Genomic DNA, 20,468 nt, shown 5'->3' on the forward strand with positions numbered 1-20,468 from the left:
GTGATGGAAACTTTACTAAGCTTTTCTGCAATTGCCGTGGGCATCATTGTAGGTCTTGCTGCACTGGGTACAGCGATTGGTTTCGCCCTTCTTGGTGGTAAATTCCTTGAAGGTGCAGCACGTCAGCCTGAAATGGCTCCAATGCTACAAGTTAAGATGTTCATCATTGCTGGTCTGCTTGATGCGGTTCCAATGATCGGTATCGTAATCGCTCTACTATTCACATTCGCAAACCCATTCGTTGGTCAGCTAGCTGGTTAATAACACAAAACGAACGGACCCATAGCAACCCTTTTTAAGGAGATGCGTTGTGAATATGAATGCAACTTTGCTGGGTCAGGCTATCGCCTTCTTTATGTTTGTGGTGTTCTGCATGAAATATGTATGGCCACCAATCATGGAAGCGATTGAAGAGCGTCAGAAAAAAATTGCTGACGGTTTGGCAGCCGCTGATCGCGCTGCCAAAGACCTGAACCTAGCGCAGTCAAATGCTTCTGACCAACTGAAAGAAGCAAAACGCACTGCAACTGAAATTGTAGAGCAAGCTAACAAGCGCAAAGCTCAGATCGTCGACGAAGCGAAGGCTGAAGCCCTCGTTGAGCGTGAAAAAATTCTGTCTCAAGGTCTTGCTGAGATCGAAGCAGAACGTAACCGCGCGCGCGATGAACTAAGAAAACAAGTTGCAACTCTGGCTGTGATTGGTGCTGAGAAAATCATTGAGCGTTCTATCGATAAAGATGCGCACGCTGATCTTCTTAACAAAGTCACTGCAGAACTGTAATTAAAGGGGCAAGCACATGTCGGATATGACTACTATCGCACGCCCCTACGCTAAAGCAGCCTTTGACCTTGCGGTTGAGAAAGGTGAGCTGGCCCAATGGGCGGAAATGCTTTCCTTTGCTGCCGAAGTCACCCGTAACGAAACCATCCAGGATATTTTGGATAGTGGTTACGCGGCGGACAAGCTGATGGAAATTTTCCTGTCGGTATGCGGCGAGCAACTCAACGAAACCGGCCAGAACCTGATTAAGGTGATGGCCGAGAACGGACGCCTGAAAGTACTTCCTGCGGTATGCAGCGAGTTCCTGCTCCTGAAAAGTGAGCTGGAAAAAACTATCGATGCCACTGTGACCTCTGCGGTTGCTCTGGATGATAGTCAACTTGCTGCTATCAGTGAGAAGCTGGAACAGCGTTTGAGCCGTAAGGTTAAGCTGAATTGCAGTGTAGACGAGACCCTGATTGCTGGGGTCGTGATTAGAGCTGGAGACTTAGTAATCGATAACTCAGTACGCGGCAAGTTAGACCGCCTGAGCGATACTTTGCAGTCTTGATTTGGGGAATTGGAGCATGCAACTTAATTCCACGGAAATTAGCGAACTGATCAAGCAACGTATTGAAAACTTCAACGTTGTAAGTGAAGCGCGTAACGAAGGTACTATCGTGTCGGTAAGCGACGGTATCATTCGTATCCATGGCCTTGCTGATGTAATGCAAGGTGAAATGATTGAATTACCTGGTGGCCGTTATGCACTAGCACTTAACCTTGAGCGTGACTCGGTGGGTGCGGTTGTAATGGGCCCATATGTCGACCTTCAGGAAGGCATGAAAGTAACGGGTACTGGTCGTATTCTTGAAGTACCAGTCGGCCCTGCACTTCTAGGCCGCGTAGTGAATACACTGGGTGAGCCTATTGATGGAAAAGGTCCAATCGAAGCAGATGTTTACTCTCCTGTTGAAGTGATTGCACCTGGGGTTATCGACCGTAAATCTGTTGACCAGCCAGTTCAGACGGGTTACAAGGCAGTTGACTCGATGATCCCAATCGGCCGTGGCCAGCGTGAGCTGATCATCGGTGACCGTCAGACGGGTAAAACCGCCATGGCAATCGATGCCATCATCAACCAGAAGAACTCTGGTATTTATTCTGTTTATGTCGCAATCGGCCAGAAAGCTTCTACTATCGCAAACGTGGTACGTAAGCTGGAAGAGCACGGTGCACTGGAAAACACCATCATTGTTGTAGCGTCAGCTTCTGAATCAGCAGCACTGCAATACCTAGCGCCTTATGCTGGTTGTGCGATGGGTGAATACTTCCGTGACCGTGGTGAAGATGCACTGATCGTATACGATGACCTGTCTAAGCAGGCTGTTGCTTACCGTCAAATTTCACTATTGCTGAAGCGTCCACCGGGCCGTGAAGCATTCCCTGGTGATGTTTTCTACTTACACTCTCGTCTTCTAGAGCGTGCGTCTCGCGTCAGCGAGCACTACGTAGAAAAATTCACAAACGGTGAAGTGAAAGGTAAAACCGGTTCACTGACTGCGCTTCCAATTATCGAAACGCAAGCCGGTGACGTATCGGCATTCGTACCGACCAACGTTATCTCAATCACCGATGGTCAGATCTTCCTGCAAACAGAGCTGTTCAATGCTGGTATTCGTCCAGCGGTTGATCCAGGTATCTCTGTATCGCGTGTAGGTGGTTCTGCTCAAACTAAAATCATCAAGAAACTGTCTGGTGGTATTCGTACCGCACTGGCACAGTACCGTGAACTTGCTGCATTTGCACAGTTCTCGTCTGACCTTGATGAAGCAACTAAGAAACAGCTTGATCACGGCCAGAAAGTTACTGAGCTGATGAAGCAGAAGCAGTACTCACCGATGTCTGTATTTGAACAGGCTGTGGTTATTTTTGCTGCGGAAAAAGGCTATTTGAATGATGTTGAGCTGACAAAGCTTGCTGATTTTGAAGCTGCGTTGCTTTCATATGCCAAAGGTCAATTCGCTGAGCTTGTGTCTCAGGTTGATGAAACGGGTGCGTGGAACGATGAAATCGAAGCTCAGTTTGTAAAACTGGTTGAAGGTTTCAAAGCGACCCAGACTTGGTAATTGGTTGGTGGTCGCTTGCGATCACCTACTAACGGAGAGTAACGATGGCCGGCGCAAAAGAGATTCGTAACAAGATCGGTAGTGTTAAAAACACTCAGAAGATCACTAAAGCGATGGAGATGGTTGCTGCTTCTAAGATGCGTAAAACGCAAGAAGCAATGGAATCATCACGTCCATACGCACAAACTATGCGCAAAGTGATCGGTCATATCGCCCTTGGTAGCCTCGAGTATAAGCACCCTTATCTTGAGGAGCGTGAAGCCAAGCGCGTGGGTTACATCATTGTTTCTACTGACCGTGGTCTGTGTGGCGGTTTGAACATTAACCTGTTCAAGCAAGTGATGGCAGATATTCAAGGTTGGAATGAAAAAGGCGCAGATATTGACCTTGCACTGGTTGGTGCAAAGGCAACTGGCTTTTTCAATAGCTACGGCGGTAACGTACTGGCTCAGGTATCCGGTTTGGGTGACAACCCATCGGTAGATGAGCTGATTGGTACTGTTGGTGTCATGCTGAAGAAATATGATGAAGGCCAACTGGATCGCCTTTACCTGGTGTACAACAAGTTTGTAAACACCATGGTCCAGGAACCAGTGATCGATCAATTGCTGCCTTTGCCTAAGTCAGAAGACGAAGAAATGCAGCGTAACCATTCTTGGGATTACATTTATGAGCCCGAGCCGAAAGCCCTGCTGGATACCCTATTGATTCGCTATGTCGAATCACAGGTATACCAGGGCGTTGTCGAGAACCTTGCCAGTGAGCAAGCGGCACGAATGGTTGCGATGAAAGCAGCAACAGATAATGCAGGAAATCTGATTGATGAATTGCAGCTTGTGTATAACAAAGCCCGTCAGGCGGCGATTACACAAGAGCTGTCAGAAATCGTTTCTGGTGCATCTGCTGTTTAAGGCAAAGAATTAATAAGTTTAGAGGATTAACGATGGCTACAGGTAAGATCGTACAGATCATCGGTGCGGTAGTCGACGTAGAGTTTCCACAGGACTCTGTACCACAGGTATACGACGCCCTACACGTTGATGCGAAAGAAAACGGTACGCTAGTACTGGAAGTTCAGCAACAGCTTGGTGGTGGTGTTGTTCGTGGTATCGCTATGGGTACTTCTGATGGCTTACGTCGTGGTTTGTCTGTTGAAAATACAGGCCGCCCAATTGAGGTTCCAGTTGGTACTGCAACACTAGGACGTATCATGAACGTTCTGGGTCAGCCAATTGATGAGTGTGGTGAGATCGGTGAGAAAGAGCGCTACTCTATCCACCGTGAAGCACCTAGCTACGAAGAGCAATCAAACGAAACCGCACTTCTAGAAACCGGCGTTAAAGTAATCGACTTGATTTGTCCGTTCGCTAAGGGTGGTAAAATCGGTCTATTCGGTGGTGCTGGTGTTGGTAAGACCGTTAACATGATGGAACTTATCAACAACATCGCCCTACAGCACTCTGGCCTATCTGTATTTGCCGGTGTTGGTGAGCGTACGCGTGAAGGTAACGATTTCTACTTTGAGATGCAGGAAGCGGGCGTTGTTAACGTTGAGAAGCCTGAAGAATCAAAAGTAGCGATGGTTTACGGTCAGATGAACGAGCCACCAGGTAACCGTCTTCGTGTTGCTTTGACTGGCCTAACAATGGCAGAACGCTTCCGTGATGAAGGCCGTGATGTACTATTGTTTATCGATAACATCTACCGCTATACCCTTGCGGGTACAGAGGTATCGGCGCTATTGGGCCGTATGCCATCTGCGGTAGGCTACCAGCCAACGCTTGCAGAAGAGATGGGTGTTCTTCAGGAACGTATCACATCGACTAAGTCAGGCTCTATCACATCTGTTCAGGCCGTTTACGTACCTGCGGATGACTTGACGGATCCATCGCCAGCAACGACGTTTGCTCACTTGGATGCGACGGTTGTACTTTCTCGTCAAATCGCATCGCTTGGCCTATACCCAGCGATCGATCCACTAGACTCAACATCTCGTATGCTTGATCCTCTAGTGGTTGGCCAAGAGCACTACGACATTGCTCGTGGCGTTCAGAGCTTGCTACAGCGTTACAAAGAGCTGAAAGACATCATTGCAATCCTTGGTATGGACGAGCTATCTGAAGAAGATAAGCAAGCTGTATCTCGTGCACGTAAGATTGAACGTTTCCTAACTCAGCCTTACCACGTTGCAGAAGTCTTTACTGGCGACCCTGGTATCTACGTATCTCTGAAAGAGACACTGCGTAGTTTCAAAGGCATTCTAGCGGGCGAATACGACGATATCCCAGAGCAGGCATTTATGTACTGTGGTGCGATTGAAGACGTGTTGGAAAACGCGAAGAAGCTTTAAGCTGACTAGGAGGCGACATGGCAGCGATAACCTTCCATCTGGACGTAGTCAGTGCAGAGAAACGTTTGTTCTCTGGCCGCGCTGAAGACATTCAGGTGACCGGTAGCGAAGGTGAACTGGGTATTCACGCAGGACACACTCCGCTGCTGACCGCTATAACGCCAGGTATGGTCCGTATTACCAAACAGCATGGTGACGAAGAGGTGATCTACCTCTCTGGTGGCATGTTGGAGGTTCAGCCGGGCACGGTGACCGTGCTGGCTGACACTGCTATCCGCGGTGAAGATCTGGACTCAGCGAAAGCGCAAGAAGCGAAACGTCAGGCTGAGGAACGTATCCATAATCAGCATGGCGATATCGACTTTGCCCAAGCGGCCAGTGACCTAGCTAAAGCGATTGCTCAGCTTCGAGTTATCGAGTTGACAAGAAAAGCGCGCTAAGTTGGCGCATGATGTAAAAAGGCGACCTTAGGGTCGCTTTTTTTATGCCCAGTCTCACACTGGCTGTTTTTTGCCATGCTCTGCTGCCGTGCCAAGTGTGAGTTATTACTCATAAAAAAAGATCTATTTTCCTGCCGCCATTGCCTTTGTCATTATACAATGCCCCAAAGAAACTAATTTAATATGCACCAAGAGGATTAATTCATGAGCTTCAGTGCTGTGATTCTCGCCGCGGGAAAAGGAACCCGCATGTACTCCAACCTGCCTAAAGTGCTGCACACACTGGCGGGCAAACCCATGGCCAAACACGTTATTGATACTTGTGCCGGACTTGGCGCCAACAGTATTCACCTGGTTTATGGCCACGGTGGCGATCAGATGCAGGCAGCCTTGAGTGCCGAGCCGGTTAACTGGGTGCTTCAGGCCGAGCAGCTGGGTACGGGGCACGCGGTTAACCAGGCTTGCCCTGGCTTGGCGGACGACGAGAAGGTGCTTATTCTTTATGGCGACGTACCGCTGATCAGCAGTGAAACGCTGGAAAATCTGCTTGATGCCCAGCCTGAAGGCGGCATCGCCTTGTTGACCGTGGTGCTTGATAACCCGACCGGCTATGGCCGTATCGTGCGTCGCAATGGCCCTGTGGTGGCGATTGTCGAACAGAAAGATGCGTCGGAAGAGCAAAAGCTGATCAAGGAAATCAATACTGGAGTAATGGTTGCCAATGGTGGCGATCTCAAGCGCTGGCTGTCATCATTGAAGAACGATAATGCCCAGGGTGAATACTACCTGACCGATATCATCGAAATTGCCCACAACGAAGGTCGTGCAGTAGAAGCGGTTCACCCGGTGCGTACTATTGAAGTTGAAGGCGTCAACAACCGCGTACAGCTGGCTCGGCTGGAACGTGCCTTCCAAGGCATGCAGGCTGAGCGTTTGTTGGAGCAAGGCGTGATGCTGCGCGATCCGGCCCGTTTTGATCTGCGTGGTGAACTGCAGTGCGGCACTGATATCGAAATCGATGTGAATGTCATTATCGAAGGCAGCGTATCACTGGGTAATAATGTGATGATTGGTGCCGGTTCAATCCTGAAAGATTGTGAGATTGATGATAATACGATTATCCGTCCTTACAGCGTGATTGAAGGCGCGACGGTCGGTGAAGATTGTACTGTTGGCCCGTTTACCCGCTTACGTCCGGGGGCTGAGCTGATGGGGGATTCGCACGTTGGTAACTTCGTTGAGATGAAGAAGTCTCGTTTGGGCAAGGGCTCGAAGGCAAACCACCTCACTTACCTTGGTGATGCAGAGATTGGCGACCGTGTGAACATTGGTGCCGGTACCATCACCTGTAACTATGACGGTGCTAACAAGTTCAAGACCGAGATAGCCGATGATGTGTTTGTTGGCTCTGATACCCAGCTGATTGCTCCCGTGAAAGTGGGTAAAGGGGCTACGATTGGTGCCGGTGCGACGATCAACCGCAATGTGGGTGAAGGCGAGCTGGTGATCACCCGAGCGCCTGCCCGTACCGTCAAAGGCTGGAAGCGCCCAGAGAAGAAGTAATTACCCTCCGTAATCCTTCTTGAATGAGCAAAGGCAAGGCGTAGTCCTTGCCTTTTTTATGCCTGCGGCAAATATTTACTGTCTCTTCCCCCTCTTCTTTCGAATAAAAAATTAATTGCACATGGTTGATCAAAAAAGTTTTGATCTGCTAATATTGCTTTCAAATCGAAACTTATGGTTATCAGTTCGTAAATTCATGTCCAAGCGAAATACCCAACAGCGCCGTCATGCCATTCTTTCCATGGTCAATGAACAGGGCGAAATCAGTGTTGACACACTGGCTAAGCACTTCGCTACATCCGAAGTTACTGTCCGCAAAGACCTAGCAGCGCTAGAAAAAAATGGCTTGTTGTTGCGCCGTTATGGTGGTGCGGTTTCCATACCAACAGAAATGGTCAATGAGCCGGAAGAGCAAGTTTCGGTTCGTAAGTTGGCTATTGCTAAGGCGGCTGCCGCACGGATCCGTGACCATAACCGGATCATTATCGACAGCGGTAGTACCACAGCCAGCTTGATCAGCCTGCTTAATGACAAGCATGGTCTGATTGTGATGACCAACTCGCTTAATGTCGCCAACGCCCTTAATGCATTGGAAAACGAGCCGACCCTGTTGATGACAGGGGGCACATGGGATCCGCATTCCGAGGCATTCCAAGGCCAAGTGGCTGAATCAGTTCTGCGCTCGTATGACTTTGATCAGCTCTTTATTGGGGCCGATGGCATAGATATTGCGCGGGGTACAACGACGTTTAATGAATTGGTGGGCTTGAGCCGGGTAATGGCCGAGGTATCGCGCGAAGTCGTCGTGATGGTTGAGTCGAGCAAGATCGGCCGCAAGATCCCCAACCTTGAGTTGCCGTGGAGCAACATCAGTACATTGATCACCGATGACGGCTTGGACATGGAAGCCAAACAACAGATTGAACAGCATGGCGTGCAGGTTATTTGCGCGGCGGCGGAATAAATTTAGGAGCAAGAAACTATGTGTGGAATTGTTGGTGCAGTAGCACAGCGTGATGTGGCGGAAATTCTGGTTGAAGGGCTACGTCGCCTTGAGTACCGCGGCTATGATTCAGCCGGTGTTGCGGTTGTTGATGGTGAGTCGAACCTGACTCGAGTCCGTCGCTTGGGTAAAGTGCAAGAACTCGCAGATGCCGTTAACTCCCAAGATGTACTGGGCGGTACTGGTATCGCACATACTCGTTGGGCTACTCACGGTGAACCGTCTGAAGCGAATGCCCACCCACACATGTCCGGTGATATCGCGGTTGTACATAACGGAATTATCGAAAACCACGAAGAGCTTCGCGCTACCCTACAAGCGCGTGGCTACGTATTTACTTCACAAACAGATACTGAAGTTATTGCTCACCTTGTTGAATGGGAACTTCGTACTTCAGAGTCTCTCGTTGAAGCGCTACAGAAAACCGCGAAGCAACTTGAGGGCGCATACGGAACCGTTGCTGTTGATCGTAAAGATCCAAGTCGCATTGTGGTGGCCCGCTCTGGTAGCCCTATCGTAATTGGTTTTGGTGTTGGTGAGAACTTCCTTGCTTCTGACCAACTCGCGCTACTTAGTGTCACGCGTCGCTTCATGTACTTGGAAGAAGGTGATGTTGCTGAGATCACCCGTCGTGACGTCACTGTTTTTGACGCCACTGGTGAGCGTATCGAGCGTGAAATCGTTGAATCAAATGCTGAACACGATGCGGGTGATAAAGGTAAATACCGTCACTTCATGCAGAAAGAGATTTTCGAGCAACCGACGGCCTTGATCAACACCATGGAAGGTCGTATCTCAGAAACGGCTGTGATCACCAATGCGATTGGCGTTAAAGCAGAAGAGATCTTACGTAAAGTTGAGCACGTTCAAATCATCGCTTGTGGTACGTCTTACAACTCAGGTATGGCTGCTCGCTATTGGTTCGAATCGCTCGCTGGCGTTAGCTGTGACGTAGAAATCGCATCTGAGTTCCGCTACCGAGATTTTGTCGTTCGTCCAAATAGCCTACTTGTGACTCTCTCCCAGTCAGGTGAAACAGCCGATACGCTGGCCGCACTTCGCCTAGCGAAAGAGAAAGGTTACATGTCAGCAATGACTATCTGTAATGTTGCTGGCTCTTCTTTGGTTCGTGAGTCGGATTTTGCCTTCATGACCCGTGCAGGAACCGAAATCGGCGTTGCGTCAACCAAAGCCTTCACAACCCAACTTGCTGCAATGCTAATGATGGTAACGTCAATAGGGCGCTTGCAAGGTCGCATTAATGATGAGAAAGAAGCAGAAATCGTTAAGGCACTGCATGAACTGCCAGCGCATATCGAACAAGCACTGACGCTTGATAAAGAGATTGAAGCACTGGCACCCGATTTCGCGGACAAACACCACACCCTATTCTTAGGTCGTGGCGAGTTCTACCCTATTGCGATGGAAGCATCGCTGAAACTGAAAGAGATCTCTTACATCCACGCAGAAGCTTATGCGGCGGGTGAGCTTAAACATGGCCCGTTAGCACTGATTGACGCAGACATGCCGGTTGTTGTTGTTGCCCCAAGCAATGACTTACTCGAAAAGCTAAAATCGAACGTTGAAGAAGTACGTGCACGTGGTGGCCTACTTTACGTCTTTGCCGACCAAGACGCAGGGTTTGAAGCCGATGAAGGCATGAAGATTATCACTATGCCCCACATCAGTGAAATCACAGCACCTATCTATTACACGGTTCCAATGCAATTATTGTCTTACCATGTTGCATTAATCAAAGGTACCGATGTCGATCAGCCACGTAACCTAGCCAAGGCTGTAACAGTAGAATAAAAATCAGGCTGTTAGCTGTTAGATGACAGCTTCGTAGTTTGTCTCAAAAGTGAGAAAAGGCACCCAAGTGGGTGCCTTTTTTATTGGGTCAAGACGGGAGGGTCTACTATCTAGACAGGGCTGAAGGATTTCTTTGCGAATTACAAAACCCAGACAGCCTGGTTACTATTTGCAAACCAAATTACAACATTACAAATAGTGCTTGAGCTTAACTTGTTGTTATTAAATTGATTGTTAGAATTACTTCAAGTTGGCTTATGTTGTGCAATCCAGTAATGAAAGCTAGGCATTATTCATTGTGTGTATTGGAGGTGTGACATGACAGATCCGAAAGCTCAAATAGCAGCCCGTATTAAAGAAGCCAGGGAATGGAAAGGCTTGACCCAGGTTCATATGGCTCAGCAACTTAAGGTCGCACGGCAGACCTATCTGGATTTGGAAACGGGTAAAACCGAGCCCAAGGTGCGGATGCTGTCGGAAATTTCGGCGATAACTGAACGGCCATTGACTTGGTTTGTGTATGGTGATGAAGGCATTGAAATACTGGAAAGTGAGTACAAGGAAGAAATTGATCGTTTGCTGCAGTATTTTAGTCGATTACCCCACTCTGCGAGGAACGTTATTCTGCAGCAAAGCATTAATTTGGCCGGATTTATGGCGGAGTATACCCGAGCGTTAACCCAGCGAGATAAGTCGTGATGAAGCCAGATGAGTGTCGGAGTATGCTGACATATAGATTTGCAATGTGCCTTAATAGCTGGTCAACAAAGGGAGGGGCTCACAGTTTATAAATTTGCCTGATGTGTAAATCATTGTTCTTAATGAATAATTGTCATATGAATGACATTATACTCATTAAGGAAGTGAGATATTCCTCCCAGCTGCTCAGAGTATGCTCTGTAGATGGGGGGTATACATGGGGACGCTATGGAACAGGAAAAATCGTGGATTGCACAAAGAATCAAGGATGCGCGGGAGTGGAGGGGGATCTCTCAGGTTGCGATGGCCAAACATCTGGATGTTGCCAGACAAACTTATCTGGATCTCGAGTCGGGAAAAACAGAGCCAAGGATTTCCACCTTGGTGAGGATTGCTGAACTGACCGATCAACCGCTCGGGTGGTTTGTATTTGATATTCAGCGTCCGGAGATGCAGCATGAGCAACTAAAATCTGAACTGCTGCAACTGACTGCTTTGTATGAGCAACTTGCAGAACCATTGCGTAGTAAGTTGCTTATCGGCCACATTAATCAGCTCAAAGTCATGGTTGAATACTTAGGTGTGAATGGAGGTCGGGAAATCAAAGCAGCCCAGTAGGCTGCCTTGTGTGTGATAGTGGTTTGCTTCAGTTTTCGATTGTTACCAGCAAGCTTAGTAGTTACTGAGCGAGGAAAAACTGGTAAGCCGGATTGTCTGTTTCGTCTTTCCAACTGTAACCGAGCTCACGCAGGTGGCTGGTAAAGGACAATAAATCTTGCTCTTCCAGCTCAAATCCACACAGCACCCTGCCATAATCTGCACCATGGTTACGGTAGTTGAACAGGCTGATATTCCAGTGAGTGCCTAAGGTATTGAGGAACTTGAGCAGAGCACCGGGATACTCCGGAAACTCAAAACTGTACAGCCGCTCCTTCAATGGCTTGGAAGGCCGGCCGCCAATCATATAGCGGACATGGACTTTGGCCATTTCGTCATCGGATAAATCGACTACCGGGTATCCGCCCTTGCGCAAGTCAGCAATGATGTTATCGAGCTCTTCTTGCCCTTGGAGCAATCTTACCCCGACAAACACATTGGCCAAGCTGTCGTTGTTGTAACGGTAGTTGAATTCGGTGACGGCACGGCCGCCAAGGATATGGCAGAAATCAAGAAACGCTCCAGGCCGCTCAGGGATAGTAACGGCTAATAACCCTTCACGTTTTTCGCCCAGCTCACAACGCTCAGACACATAACGCAAGCCGTGGAAGTTGAGGTTTGCGCCCGATAGTACCGCGGCAAGCTGTTTGTCTTTGAGCTGGTGGCGATCAGCAAACTTCTTCAGTCCGGCCAGAGACAGGGCACCTGAAGGTTCAGCGATCGCCCGGGTATCTTCGAAAATATCTTTAACCGCCGAGCAGATTTCATCGCTGCTGACGGTGATGGAGTCATCGAGGTACTGCTGGCACAGACGAAAGGTCTCTTCTCCGATGCGTTTTACCGCAACACCATCGGCAAACATGCCGACTTGATCTAGGGTTACCGGCTCTCCGGCATCGAGTGCTGCACGTAGGCAGGCAGAATCTTCAGCTTCGACCCCGATCACTTTGATTTGTGGCATCAGCTGTTTGATAAGTACTGCGACACCTGCTGCAATTCCCCCGCCACCAACAGGAACAAAGATATAGTCGAGATGACCATTTTGTTGCACAAGCTCAACACCAATAGTGCCTTGACCGGCGATCACAGCGGGGTGATCGAAAGGCGGGATGAAGGTATAGCCGTGTTGCTTGGCTAAGGTTTCTGCATGGGCTTTGGCTTCGTCAAAGTTACCACCATGTAGAACCACTTTCCCACCAAAGCTACGCACAGCATCGACTTTGATATCCGGGGTGGTACGTGGCATGACAATCGTTGCCGATACTCCGAGGTGCTTGCCTGACATGGCAAGCCCCTGGGCATGATTACCTGCTGAAGCGGCAATCACCCCAGCCTGACGCTGGGTTTCGGTAAGTTGGGACATCATGTTATAGGCACCACGCAGCTTGAACGAGTGGACCGGTTGGCGGTCTTCTCGCTTAAGTTGTACGTGGTTGCCAATCCGTGCTGCCAGACGATCCATCGTTTGTAATGGGGTGACTTGTGCCACCTCATACACAGGTGCTCGGAGAATATCGCGAAGGTAATCGGCTCCGCTTAACAGCTCTACATCCTTGGCCAGGGTTACTTCGCTCATCATGTTTTATCCTTCTAGTTTCGATTTATCACGCACAGCCCCTTGGTCGGCACTGGTGGCGAGGTTGGCGTAGGCACGCAGGGCAAACGAGACTTCGCGCTGGCGGTCTAGTGGCTTCCAGCCTCGTCGCTCTGTTTGCGCACGGCGACTGGCTAGTGTTGCCTCATCAACCTGTAGGTCGATACTGCGGTTCGGGATATCAATGGCAATGGTATCGCCATTTTCAATCAAGCCTATGGTGCCGCCGCTGGCCGCTTCCGGTGATACGTGGCCGATCGACAAGCCGCTGGTACCGCCGGAGAAACGTCCGTCGGTGATCAGGGCACACTCTTTGCCCAGCCCCATTGATTTGAGGTAAGTGGTTGGGTAAAGCATTTCTTGCATGCCCGGGCCGCCTTTCGGTCCTTCGTAGCGAATAACGACGACATCGCCGGCTTTCACTTTGCCGGCTAAGATGCCCTCTACTGCCGTTTCCTGGCTTTCGAAGACAATTGCCGGACCGGTAAAGGTTAGGCAGCTCTCATCAACGCCAGCGGTTTTCACGATACAGCCGTCGAGTGCCATGTTGCCGGAAAGCACGGCCAGGCCACCGTCTTGGCTAAAGGCATGTTCTTTGTTGCGGATACAGCCATTTTCGCGGTCGTCATCCAGGCTGTCCCAGCGGCAGTCTTGCGAGAAAGCCTGGGTAGTACGGATCCCTGCAGGTCCAGCACGGAAGAAGGACTTCACTTCTTCTGACTGGGTCTGGACGATATCGTAGTGTTTGAAGCTTTCCGAGAATTGCTCACCCAGGATGTTGTAGCAATCATTGTGGAACAAATTGGCGCGATCGAGCTCGGCAAGAATGCTGTATACCCCACCCGCACGGTGGACATCTTCCATGTGGTATTTCTGGGTTGATGGTGCCACTTTACATAAGTGTGGTACGCGGCGTGACATGCGGTCGATGTCTTCCATGGTGAAGTCAATTTCACCTTCCTGCGCGGCAGCCAGCAGGTGGAGTACGGTATTGGTCGAGCCGCCCATGGCAATATCAAGGGCCATGGCGTTTTCGAATGCTTGCTTGGTTGCAATGTTGCGAGGCAAGGCGCTTTCATCATCTTGTTCGTAGTATCGCTTGGTTAGCTCAACCACGCGTTTACCGGCATTGATAAACAATTGTTCACGATCGGCGTGGGTGGCCAACATCGAGCCGTTACCTGGTTGGCTCAGCCCTAGAGCTTCGGTCAGACAGTTCATCGAGTTGGCAGTGAACATACCCGAGCATGAACCACAGGTCGGACAGGCGGAGCGTTCGATCTGCTCGCTCTGTTCGTCGGAAACATTTGGATCGGCACCCTGGATCATTGCGTCAACCAGATCAAGCTTGAGGATCTGATCCGACAGTTTAGTCTTACCGGCTTCCATTGGACCGCCGGAAACAAAAATTACCGGAATATTGAGGCGCAGTGAGGCCATCAGCATCCCGGGGGTGATTTTATCGCAGTTCGAGATACATACCATGGCATCGGCACAGTGGGCGTTGACCATGTATTCAACTGAGTCGGCGATCAGCTCACGCGATGGCAATGAGTACAGCATCCCGCCGTGGCCCATAGCGATACCATCATCAACGGCAATGGTGTTAAATTCTTTGGCGATACCGCCCGCCGCTTCAATTTCCTTCGCGACTAACTGGCCCAGATCCTTAAGATGGACGTGACCCGGAACAAATTGGGTGAACGAGTTCACCACCGCAATAATCGGCTTGCCGAAATCTTCATCTTTTACGCCGGTGGCGCGCCATAGGGCACGGGCACCAGCCATATTGCGGCCGTGGGTGGTGGTGGCGGAACGGTACTTGGGCATAACGAAAAATCCTTTTGCTGTATTGCATGGCCGGTGGGTGTGGTTTGGTCACCGGCCGCTAAGTCAGTGTTTACTTATTGGTAGGGTAAACGTAGTCAAGCCAACCCCACTTGTCTTCGGTGGTACCATTGAACAGGCCGAAGTAGGCTTCCTGCAGTACCTTGGTCACCGGGCCGCGCTTGCCTTCACCGACAGTGATCTGATCGACGCTGCGGACCGGGACGATTTCGGCTGCGGTACCGGTCATGAAAATTTCATCGGCCAGGTACAGGGCTTCGCGGGCAATGTTCTCTTCGCGGACTTCATAGCCATGTTCTTTGGCTAGGATCATGATGGTATCGCGGGTGATACCCGGTAAGATGGCACTGGTTGCTGGTGGTGTCGACAAGATGCCGTTACGGATCACGAACAGGTTCTCACCTGCCCCTTCAGACAGGTAGCCGTCAACACTTAGCGCGATCCCTTCGGCATAACCATGGCGACGGGCTTCACCACCCACAAGTAGGGAAGACAGGTAGTTACCACCAGCTTTTGCCGCGGTTGGGATAGTATTCGGTGCAGCACGGTTCCAACTCGAAATCATTGCATCGACCCCATTTTCTAACGCCTCTTCGCCGAGGTAAGAGCCCCAAGGGAAAGCGGCAACCATGACGTCCATTTCAGTATCCACTGGTGGGCAGACACCCAGGCCAACATTACCCACATAGGCGAGCGGGCGGATATAAGCGGAATCGAGCTTATTCACTCGCAATGTTTCACGGCATACTTCCATTAGCTCATCGGCGCTGTATGGGATCGGGAAGCGGTATATTTTGGCTGAGTTCTTCAGACGATCCATATGCTCTTTGTGACGGAAGATCGCTGGACCTTTCGGGGTGTTGTAGCAGCGAATACCTTCGAAGACCGAGGTACCGTAGTGCATGGCATGCGTTAGCACATGTACCTTGGCATCGCCCCAAGGCATCATTTCACCGTTGAACCAAATAAAATCCGCTGTGTTGGCCATGTTTGTTCCTTCCTTAAAATCTAATCTCGGTTAGCTACGAGTGTGGTTTCTACGGTACGAATATCCCAAAGTTTCTCGATTTGATCGATCAGCGTCGTTATTGGGCGGTCGCTGTCGACAAGGATTTCGATACTGGCGATTTTGCTTTCGTGGTTTTGAGTTGCATTCACTTGTTTTATCACAAAACCACGGTGACGGATCACCCGCAAGATACGTTCTAGTAATACTGGCTTATCATCCGCTTTGATGTCGAGTAAATATCTGTCCATTAAGTATTCTCCAGCATATCTTGATTCGCTGCGCCAGGTGGTACGAGGGGCCATACATTGTCTTCTTCAGAGATCAATACATGGAGTAAATAAGCCGTCTTGCTTGCCAGCATCTCTTTCAGGGCCGGCTCCACATCTTCTTTACGGGTGATGGTTTTACCCGGGATATCGAAGGCCTTGGCCAGCATCACAAAATCAGGGTTGTCATCGAGGATGGTTTCGCTGTGGCGGCCATCGAAGAACAGGGACTGCCATTGGCGCACCATACCCAGACGCTGATTGTTGATAAGGACCATCTTGACCGGGATCTGGCGTCGTTTGAGGGTACCCAATTCCTGGATGTTCATCATGAACGAGCCGTCACCGGTGATCAGAATGGATTCGTCATCCGGACGGGCGACTTTGGCGCCCATTGCTGCCGGCAGGCCGAAGCCCATGGTGCCGAGACCGGCTGAGGTGATGTAATTCTGCGGTTCGCGGGGCTGCATATGCTGGGCTGCCCACATTTGGTGTTGGCCAACGTCGGTTGAGATCATGGCGCTGTCAGGCATCATGTCAGACAGTTGTTTCATTAGCAGTGGGGCATAGATTAAGTCGCCCGGATGATCATAGCGCCACTTGTTTTGCTGACGCAGGCTGGCGGTATAATCAGCCCAATCATTGATGTTTTGGCTTAGCTCCAGCTGCGGCAGGATGACATTAATATCTCCGCGCAGCGGGGCGTGGGCATGGCGTAATTTGTTGAACTCGGCAGCATCGATGTCGATATGGATCACCTTGGCGTGAGGGGCGAAGGTATCCAGTTTGCCGGTGACTCGGTCATCGAAGCGGGCACCGACGACAATCAGCAGGTCACACTCCTGAACCACCAAATTGGCGGTTTTGGTGCCGTGCATCCCCAGCATACCTAAGTAGTGCGGGTCGTGGCGTTCAATGGTGCCCAGTCCTTTGAGGGTGCTGACCGACGGCATCGGGTTCATGGTAAGGAAAGTGCGCACGGTGTTGGTGGCTTTGGCTAACTGGACACCGCCACCCACGTAAAGCACCGGGCGCTGGCTTTCAGACAGTAGCTGCTGGGCAGTGGCTACCTGCTCGGTGGTAGCTACTGGCAGTGCTGGTGGGGTGATCGGTGTCAAATCCCCATCAGGTGCCTGGGCGAGTTGGACATCTTTGGCGATATCGACCACCACCGGGCCAGGACGGCCGGCTTTGGCGACTTCGAATGCCTCGGCCAAGGTGGGGATTAGATCGTCTATATCAGTCACCAGGTAGCTGTGCTTGGCACAGGCTAGCGACATGCCGATCACATCCATCTCCTGGAAGGCGTCGGTGCCGATGTGCGAGCTGGCAACTTGCCCTGTGATGGCGACAATCGGCACAGAGTCGAGGAAGGCATCGGCCAGTCCTGTCATCAGGTTGGTGGCGCCGGGGCCTGACGTGGCCATGCATACTGCCACGTCCTGTGTTGATCTGGCCATACCGATAGCGGCCATGGCTGCGCCTTGTTCGTGGCGGCACAAAATGTGCTCGACGCCACCGTCATAGAGGGCATCATAAATGGGCATGATGGCACCACCCGGATAGCCAAATATCGTTTTGATCCCCTGCTTCTGCAGCGCCGTTACGACTAACTCTGCTCCCGTCATCGCTGCTCTCCCCTGTTTCCTTGCCTGCGATATGCTGATTGGTTGTTGGTTTAATCGGCATATTTCATTAGATAGTCCAAAAAAAAGCCCCCTGGCCTGTTGGCTTAGGGGGCTTTTCTGCGTTTGTTGTGCTTGTCAGCTAATTTACGCCTGCCTGTCCCCCTCGTAGTGAAATAAGCACCACGATGACGTTGATAATGAGTTGGAGGGCGTTGGCCATAAATTGCATTGACTGTCTGTCCGGTTTTTATGTTTAGACGTTGTGTTGACCTAGTGGTAACACAGACATCGCTCGCATGACAAGAAAAAATTTAAAATTAATTTTCAATTAGACTGCATAAATAGGCTATTGATGAAACGTATTCAGTGAAAATATTTAACTTTTTTGTTTGAAATAACAGCAGGATGACTACAGATGAACCTTGCCATTATTCACAGCCGTGCCTGCGTAGGGGTACAGGCCCCTGCCGTCACCGTTGAGGTGCATATCAGTAATGGTATGCCAGCCTTAACATTAGTTGGCCTGCCGGAAACCAGTGTTAAGGAAGCCAAGGACAGGGTGCGCAGTGCCATTGTTAATGCCGGGTTCGAGTTTCCGTCCCGGCGTATTACGGTTAACTTGGCACCAGCCGATTTACCCAAGGAAGGTGGCCGGTTCGATTTGCCTATCGCACTTGGGATCCTTGCCGCTTCGGAGCAAATACCGGCCAATAAGCTTCATAACGTTGAATTTTTAGGAGAGTTGGCGCTATCCGGTGAGTTGCGCCCGATCAAAGGGGCCCTACCCGCAGCCTTAGCTGCCGGGCAGGCCAAGCGTTGCTTGGTGGTGCCCGATGGCAATGGTGATCAGGTCGCGTTGGTTGGCAAAGAGTGCCATAAATCGGCACCGAGCTTGTTGGCGGTCTGTGGCCATTTGCATGGGCAGGGTGAGCTTGCTCTGGCGCAGTCAGCAACCCTCGGTGTGGAAGATAGGGTGGCACCAGAGCGAGATATGCAAGATATCATCGGCCAGCAACAGGGCAAGCGAGCACTGGAGATTGCGGCAGCAGGTGGCCATAACCTGTTATTTCTTGGTCCGCCCGGAACCGGGAAAACGATGCTGGCCTCGAGGTTGTGTGATTTGCTGCCAGCGATGTCTATCGAGGAGGCGATGGAAACGGCGGCGGTGGCCTCGCTAACTCAACAGCATATCCATGAAGGTAACTGGCGCCGACGGCCCTTTCGCACTCCCCATCATTCCAGTTCGATGGCGGCCTTGGTCGGTGGCGGTTCGGTGCCTCGCCCCGGTGAAATATCCCTAGCCCACAACGGAATCTTATTCCTTGATGAGATGCCGGAGTTTGAGCGCAAGGCGCTGGACTCGCTGCGTGAGCCATTGGAATCCGGAGAAATCGTGATTTCCCGTGCCACCAGTAAGACCACCTTCCCGGCCCGGTTTCAGTTGATCGGAGCCATGAATCCAAGCCCGACCGGTTTTTATGAAGGTAACCAGTCGCGCACCAATCCCCAGGCCATACTGCGCTATCTTAGTCGGTTGTCAGGTCCGTTGCTGGACCGCTTTGATATGTCGATTGAGATCCCGGCTTTGCCAAGAGGGACCTTGGCCGATGGTGGCGATCGGGGCGAGCCCAGTACGGTGATCCGCGAGCGGGTATGGACCGCCAGAGAGGTCATGGTTGAACGCAGTGGCCGGGTCAATGCTTTGCTGGGAACGCGCGAACTGGATACCTTCTGTAAGCTCGGCAAGCAAGATGCTGAGTTTCTCGAAACGGCCTTACACCAGCTCGGGTTATCTATTCGTGCCTATCACCGGATCATCAAAGTGGCGAGGACTATCGCCGATCTCGCTGGGTGTGAGGCCATTGAGCGTAGGCATCTTGCCGAAGCATTGGGCTACCGAGCGATGGACAGGTTATTGCGCCAGTTGACGGCACAGGCTGTGTAGCGTGATAGTGGGGGAGAGATAAGGAGAGTGTGAAAACAGGTATAGAAAGCAAAAAAGGCCCGTAGGCCTTTTTGTCTTCTATCGCGTATTGTTGAGCAGGCTTACTTGGTAAGTAGGTAGTTCACCAACTCGAAGTACTCGTCAACGGATTTGACCTTGCCAGCCTCAACCAGGTACTTGTTGTTGACGATGATGGCAGGAACGCCAGTCAGGCCGCTGTCCTGGAAGGCCTTGTTGAAGCGGTTGACCATCGAATTCACTGCAAAGCTGTTGAAAGCACCGTCAAAGTCTTCTGCGCTAACCCCTTCATCAATGAATATTTGGCGTAGTTCATCATCGTTGCGTGGTGGCTTTTGCATGTCATGGACGCGGGCAAACAGCACTGGTGTGATTTTATCTTCGACACCAAGCACCACTGAGGTCGCATAGGCCTTGCTCATTGATTTACCCATGTTACCGCCCATGAACGATACGTGGTTCTTCTGCAGCTTGGCATTATCCGGCAGGTTTTGCTTCAGCTGCTGGATGATCGGCTCGAAGCTATTACAGTGTGGGCAGTAGAATGAGAAGAACTCGGTGACCACTGGGCTGCTGGATTTTGGCAGTTCCAATACCTTGTAATATTCCCCTTCAGTAAACTTGGCTGCCTGTACGGATAGCGACAGCAGTGCCACGCTGGCAAAAGCTAGGATTTTCTTAAACATGAATCAAATTACTCCCTTAAATCAAAGATCTGAAATAACGCGGTTATTTCTCTTATATTGT

Annotated in this window: 19 protein-coding genes; 13 read left to right on the forward strand and 6 right to left on the reverse strand. The window is 50.6% G+C overall.

What is annotated here, in order from left to right; translation table 11 throughout:
• Positions 1-3: 3 nt before the first annotated feature.
• From atpE to ACVA53_RS15745, 12 genes are all read left to right on the forward strand, one after another.
• Complete coding sequence (atpE, locus tag ACVA53_RS15690) at positions 4-261, forward strand: F0F1 ATP synthase subunit C (RefSeq protein ID WP_005302247.1); 258 nt, start codon at positions 4-6, stop codon at positions 259-261.
• A gap of 49 nt (positions 262-310) precedes the next feature.
• Positions 311-781 carry a F0F1 ATP synthase subunit B gene (gene atpF / locus ACVA53_RS15695; RefSeq protein ID WP_255042821.1) on the forward strand — a complete coding sequence of 157 codons (471 nt, stop codon included), beginning with the start codon at positions 311-313 and terminating at the stop codon, positions 779-781.
• A gap of 16 nt (positions 782-797) precedes the next feature.
• Positions 798-1,331 (forward strand): F0F1 ATP synthase subunit delta, encoded by a 534-nt coding sequence (atpH, locus tag ACVA53_RS15700; RefSeq protein ID WP_446505591.1) that lies wholly within the window; start codon positions 798-800, stop codon positions 1,329-1,331.
• A gap of 16 nt (positions 1,332-1,347) precedes the next feature.
• Entirely contained in the window at positions 1,348-2,889 is a 1,542-nt protein-coding gene (gene atpA / locus ACVA53_RS15705) for a F0F1 ATP synthase subunit alpha (RefSeq protein WP_255042823.1), read from the forward strand.
• A gap of 44 nt (positions 2,890-2,933) precedes the next feature.
• Complete coding sequence (gene atpG / locus ACVA53_RS15710; RefSeq protein ID WP_255042824.1) at positions 2,934-3,800, forward strand: F0F1 ATP synthase subunit gamma; 867 nt, start codon at positions 2,934-2,936, stop codon at positions 3,798-3,800.
• A gap of 32 nt (positions 3,801-3,832) precedes the next feature.
• Positions 3,833-5,239, forward strand: coding sequence for a F0F1 ATP synthase subunit beta (atpD, locus tag ACVA53_RS15715; RefSeq protein ID WP_107351512.1), 1,407 nt, complete (start codon positions 3,833-3,835; stop codon positions 5,237-5,239).
• Positions 5,240-5,256: 17 nt separating this feature from the next.
• Positions 5,257-5,679 (forward strand): F0F1 ATP synthase subunit epsilon, encoded by a 423-nt coding sequence (locus ACVA53_RS15720; RefSeq protein ID WP_446505592.1) that lies wholly within the window; start codon positions 5,257-5,259, stop codon positions 5,677-5,679.
• A 204-nt stretch (positions 5,680-5,883) separates the two neighbouring features.
• A complete protein-coding gene (glmU, locus tag ACVA53_RS15725) occupies positions 5,884-7,242 on the forward strand; it encodes a bifunctional UDP-N-acetylglucosamine diphosphorylase/glucosamine-1-phosphate N-acetyltransferase GlmU (protein WP_446505593.1) in 1,359 nt (452 codons plus the stop codon).
• A 196-nt stretch (positions 7,243-7,438) separates the two neighbouring features.
• Positions 7,439-8,206, forward strand: coding sequence for a DeoR/GlpR family DNA-binding transcription regulator (locus ACVA53_RS15730; RefSeq protein ID WP_446505594.1), 768 nt, complete (start codon positions 7,439-7,441; stop codon positions 8,204-8,206).
• 18 nt (positions 8,207-8,224) lie between these two features.
• Complete coding sequence (gene glmS, locus ACVA53_RS15735; RefSeq protein ID WP_255042828.1) at positions 8,225-10,057, forward strand: glutamine--fructose-6-phosphate transaminase (isomerizing); 1,833 nt, start codon at positions 8,225-8,227, stop codon at positions 10,055-10,057.
• Positions 10,058-10,375: 318 nt separating this feature from the next.
• Entirely contained in the window at positions 10,376-10,756 is a 381-nt protein-coding gene (locus ACVA53_RS15740; RefSeq protein WP_255042829.1) for a helix-turn-helix transcriptional regulator, read from the forward strand.
• Between the two features lie 228 nt (positions 10,757-10,984).
• Positions 10,985-11,374, forward strand: a complete 390-nt coding sequence (locus ACVA53_RS15745; protein ID WP_255042830.1) for a helix-turn-helix transcriptional regulator — start codon at positions 10,985-10,987, stop codon at positions 11,372-11,374.
• Positions 11,375-11,435: 61 nt separating this feature from the next.
• Here the strand turns inward: ACVA53_RS15745 and ilvA are convergent, their stop codons facing one another.
• From ilvA to ilvG, 5 genes are all read right to left on the reverse strand, one after another.
• The gene (gene ilvA, locus ACVA53_RS15750; RefSeq protein WP_255042858.1) at positions 11,436-12,989 is read right to left on the reverse strand and encodes a threonine ammonia-lyase, biosynthetic; all 1,554 of its coding nucleotides are present in this window, start codon (positions 12,987-12,989) and stop codon (positions 11,436-11,438) included.
• A gap of 6 nt (positions 12,990-12,995) precedes the next feature.
• Positions 12,996-14,837, reverse strand: coding sequence for a dihydroxy-acid dehydratase (gene ilvD / locus ACVA53_RS15755; protein ID WP_255042831.1), 1,842 nt, complete (start codon positions 14,835-14,837; stop codon positions 12,996-12,998).
• A 70-nt stretch (positions 14,838-14,907) separates the two neighbouring features.
• Positions 14,908-15,843, reverse strand: coding sequence for a branched-chain-amino-acid transaminase (ilvE, locus tag ACVA53_RS15760; RefSeq protein WP_255042832.1), 936 nt, complete (start codon positions 15,841-15,843; stop codon positions 14,908-14,910).
• A gap of 20 nt (positions 15,844-15,863) precedes the next feature.
• The gene (gene ilvM / locus ACVA53_RS15765) at positions 15,864-16,112 is read right to left on the reverse strand and encodes an acetolactate synthase 2 small subunit (protein ID WP_255042833.1); all 249 of its coding nucleotides are present in this window, start codon (positions 16,110-16,112) and stop codon (positions 15,864-15,866) included.
• Positions 16,112-17,758 (reverse strand): acetolactate synthase 2 catalytic subunit, encoded by a 1,647-nt coding sequence (gene ilvG / locus ACVA53_RS15770; protein ID WP_255042834.1) that lies wholly within the window; start codon positions 17,756-17,758, stop codon positions 16,112-16,114. The genes ilvM and ilvG overlap by 1 nt, the downstream gene beginning before the upstream one ends.
• A gap of 415 nt (positions 17,759-18,173) precedes the next feature.
• Here ilvG and ACVA53_RS15775 point away from each other — a divergent pair, with 415 nt between their 5' ends.
• Positions 18,174-19,703 carry a YifB family Mg chelatase-like AAA ATPase gene (locus ACVA53_RS15775; protein ID WP_446505595.1) on the forward strand — a complete coding sequence of 510 codons (1,530 nt, stop codon included), beginning with the start codon at positions 18,174-18,176 and terminating at the stop codon, positions 19,701-19,703.
• Positions 19,704-19,804: 101 nt separating this feature from the next.
• Here ACVA53_RS15775 and ACVA53_RS15780 read toward each other — a convergent pair whose 3' ends face one another.
• On the reverse strand, positions 19,805-20,407 hold the full coding sequence (locus ACVA53_RS15780; protein ID WP_255042835.1) for a DsbA family protein: 603 nt from the start codon (positions 20,405-20,407) through the stop codon (positions 19,805-19,807).
• Between the last annotated feature and the right edge of the window lie 61 nt (positions 20,408-20,468).

It is taken from the genome of Photobacterium sp. DNB23_23_1, from assembly GCF_052873815.1.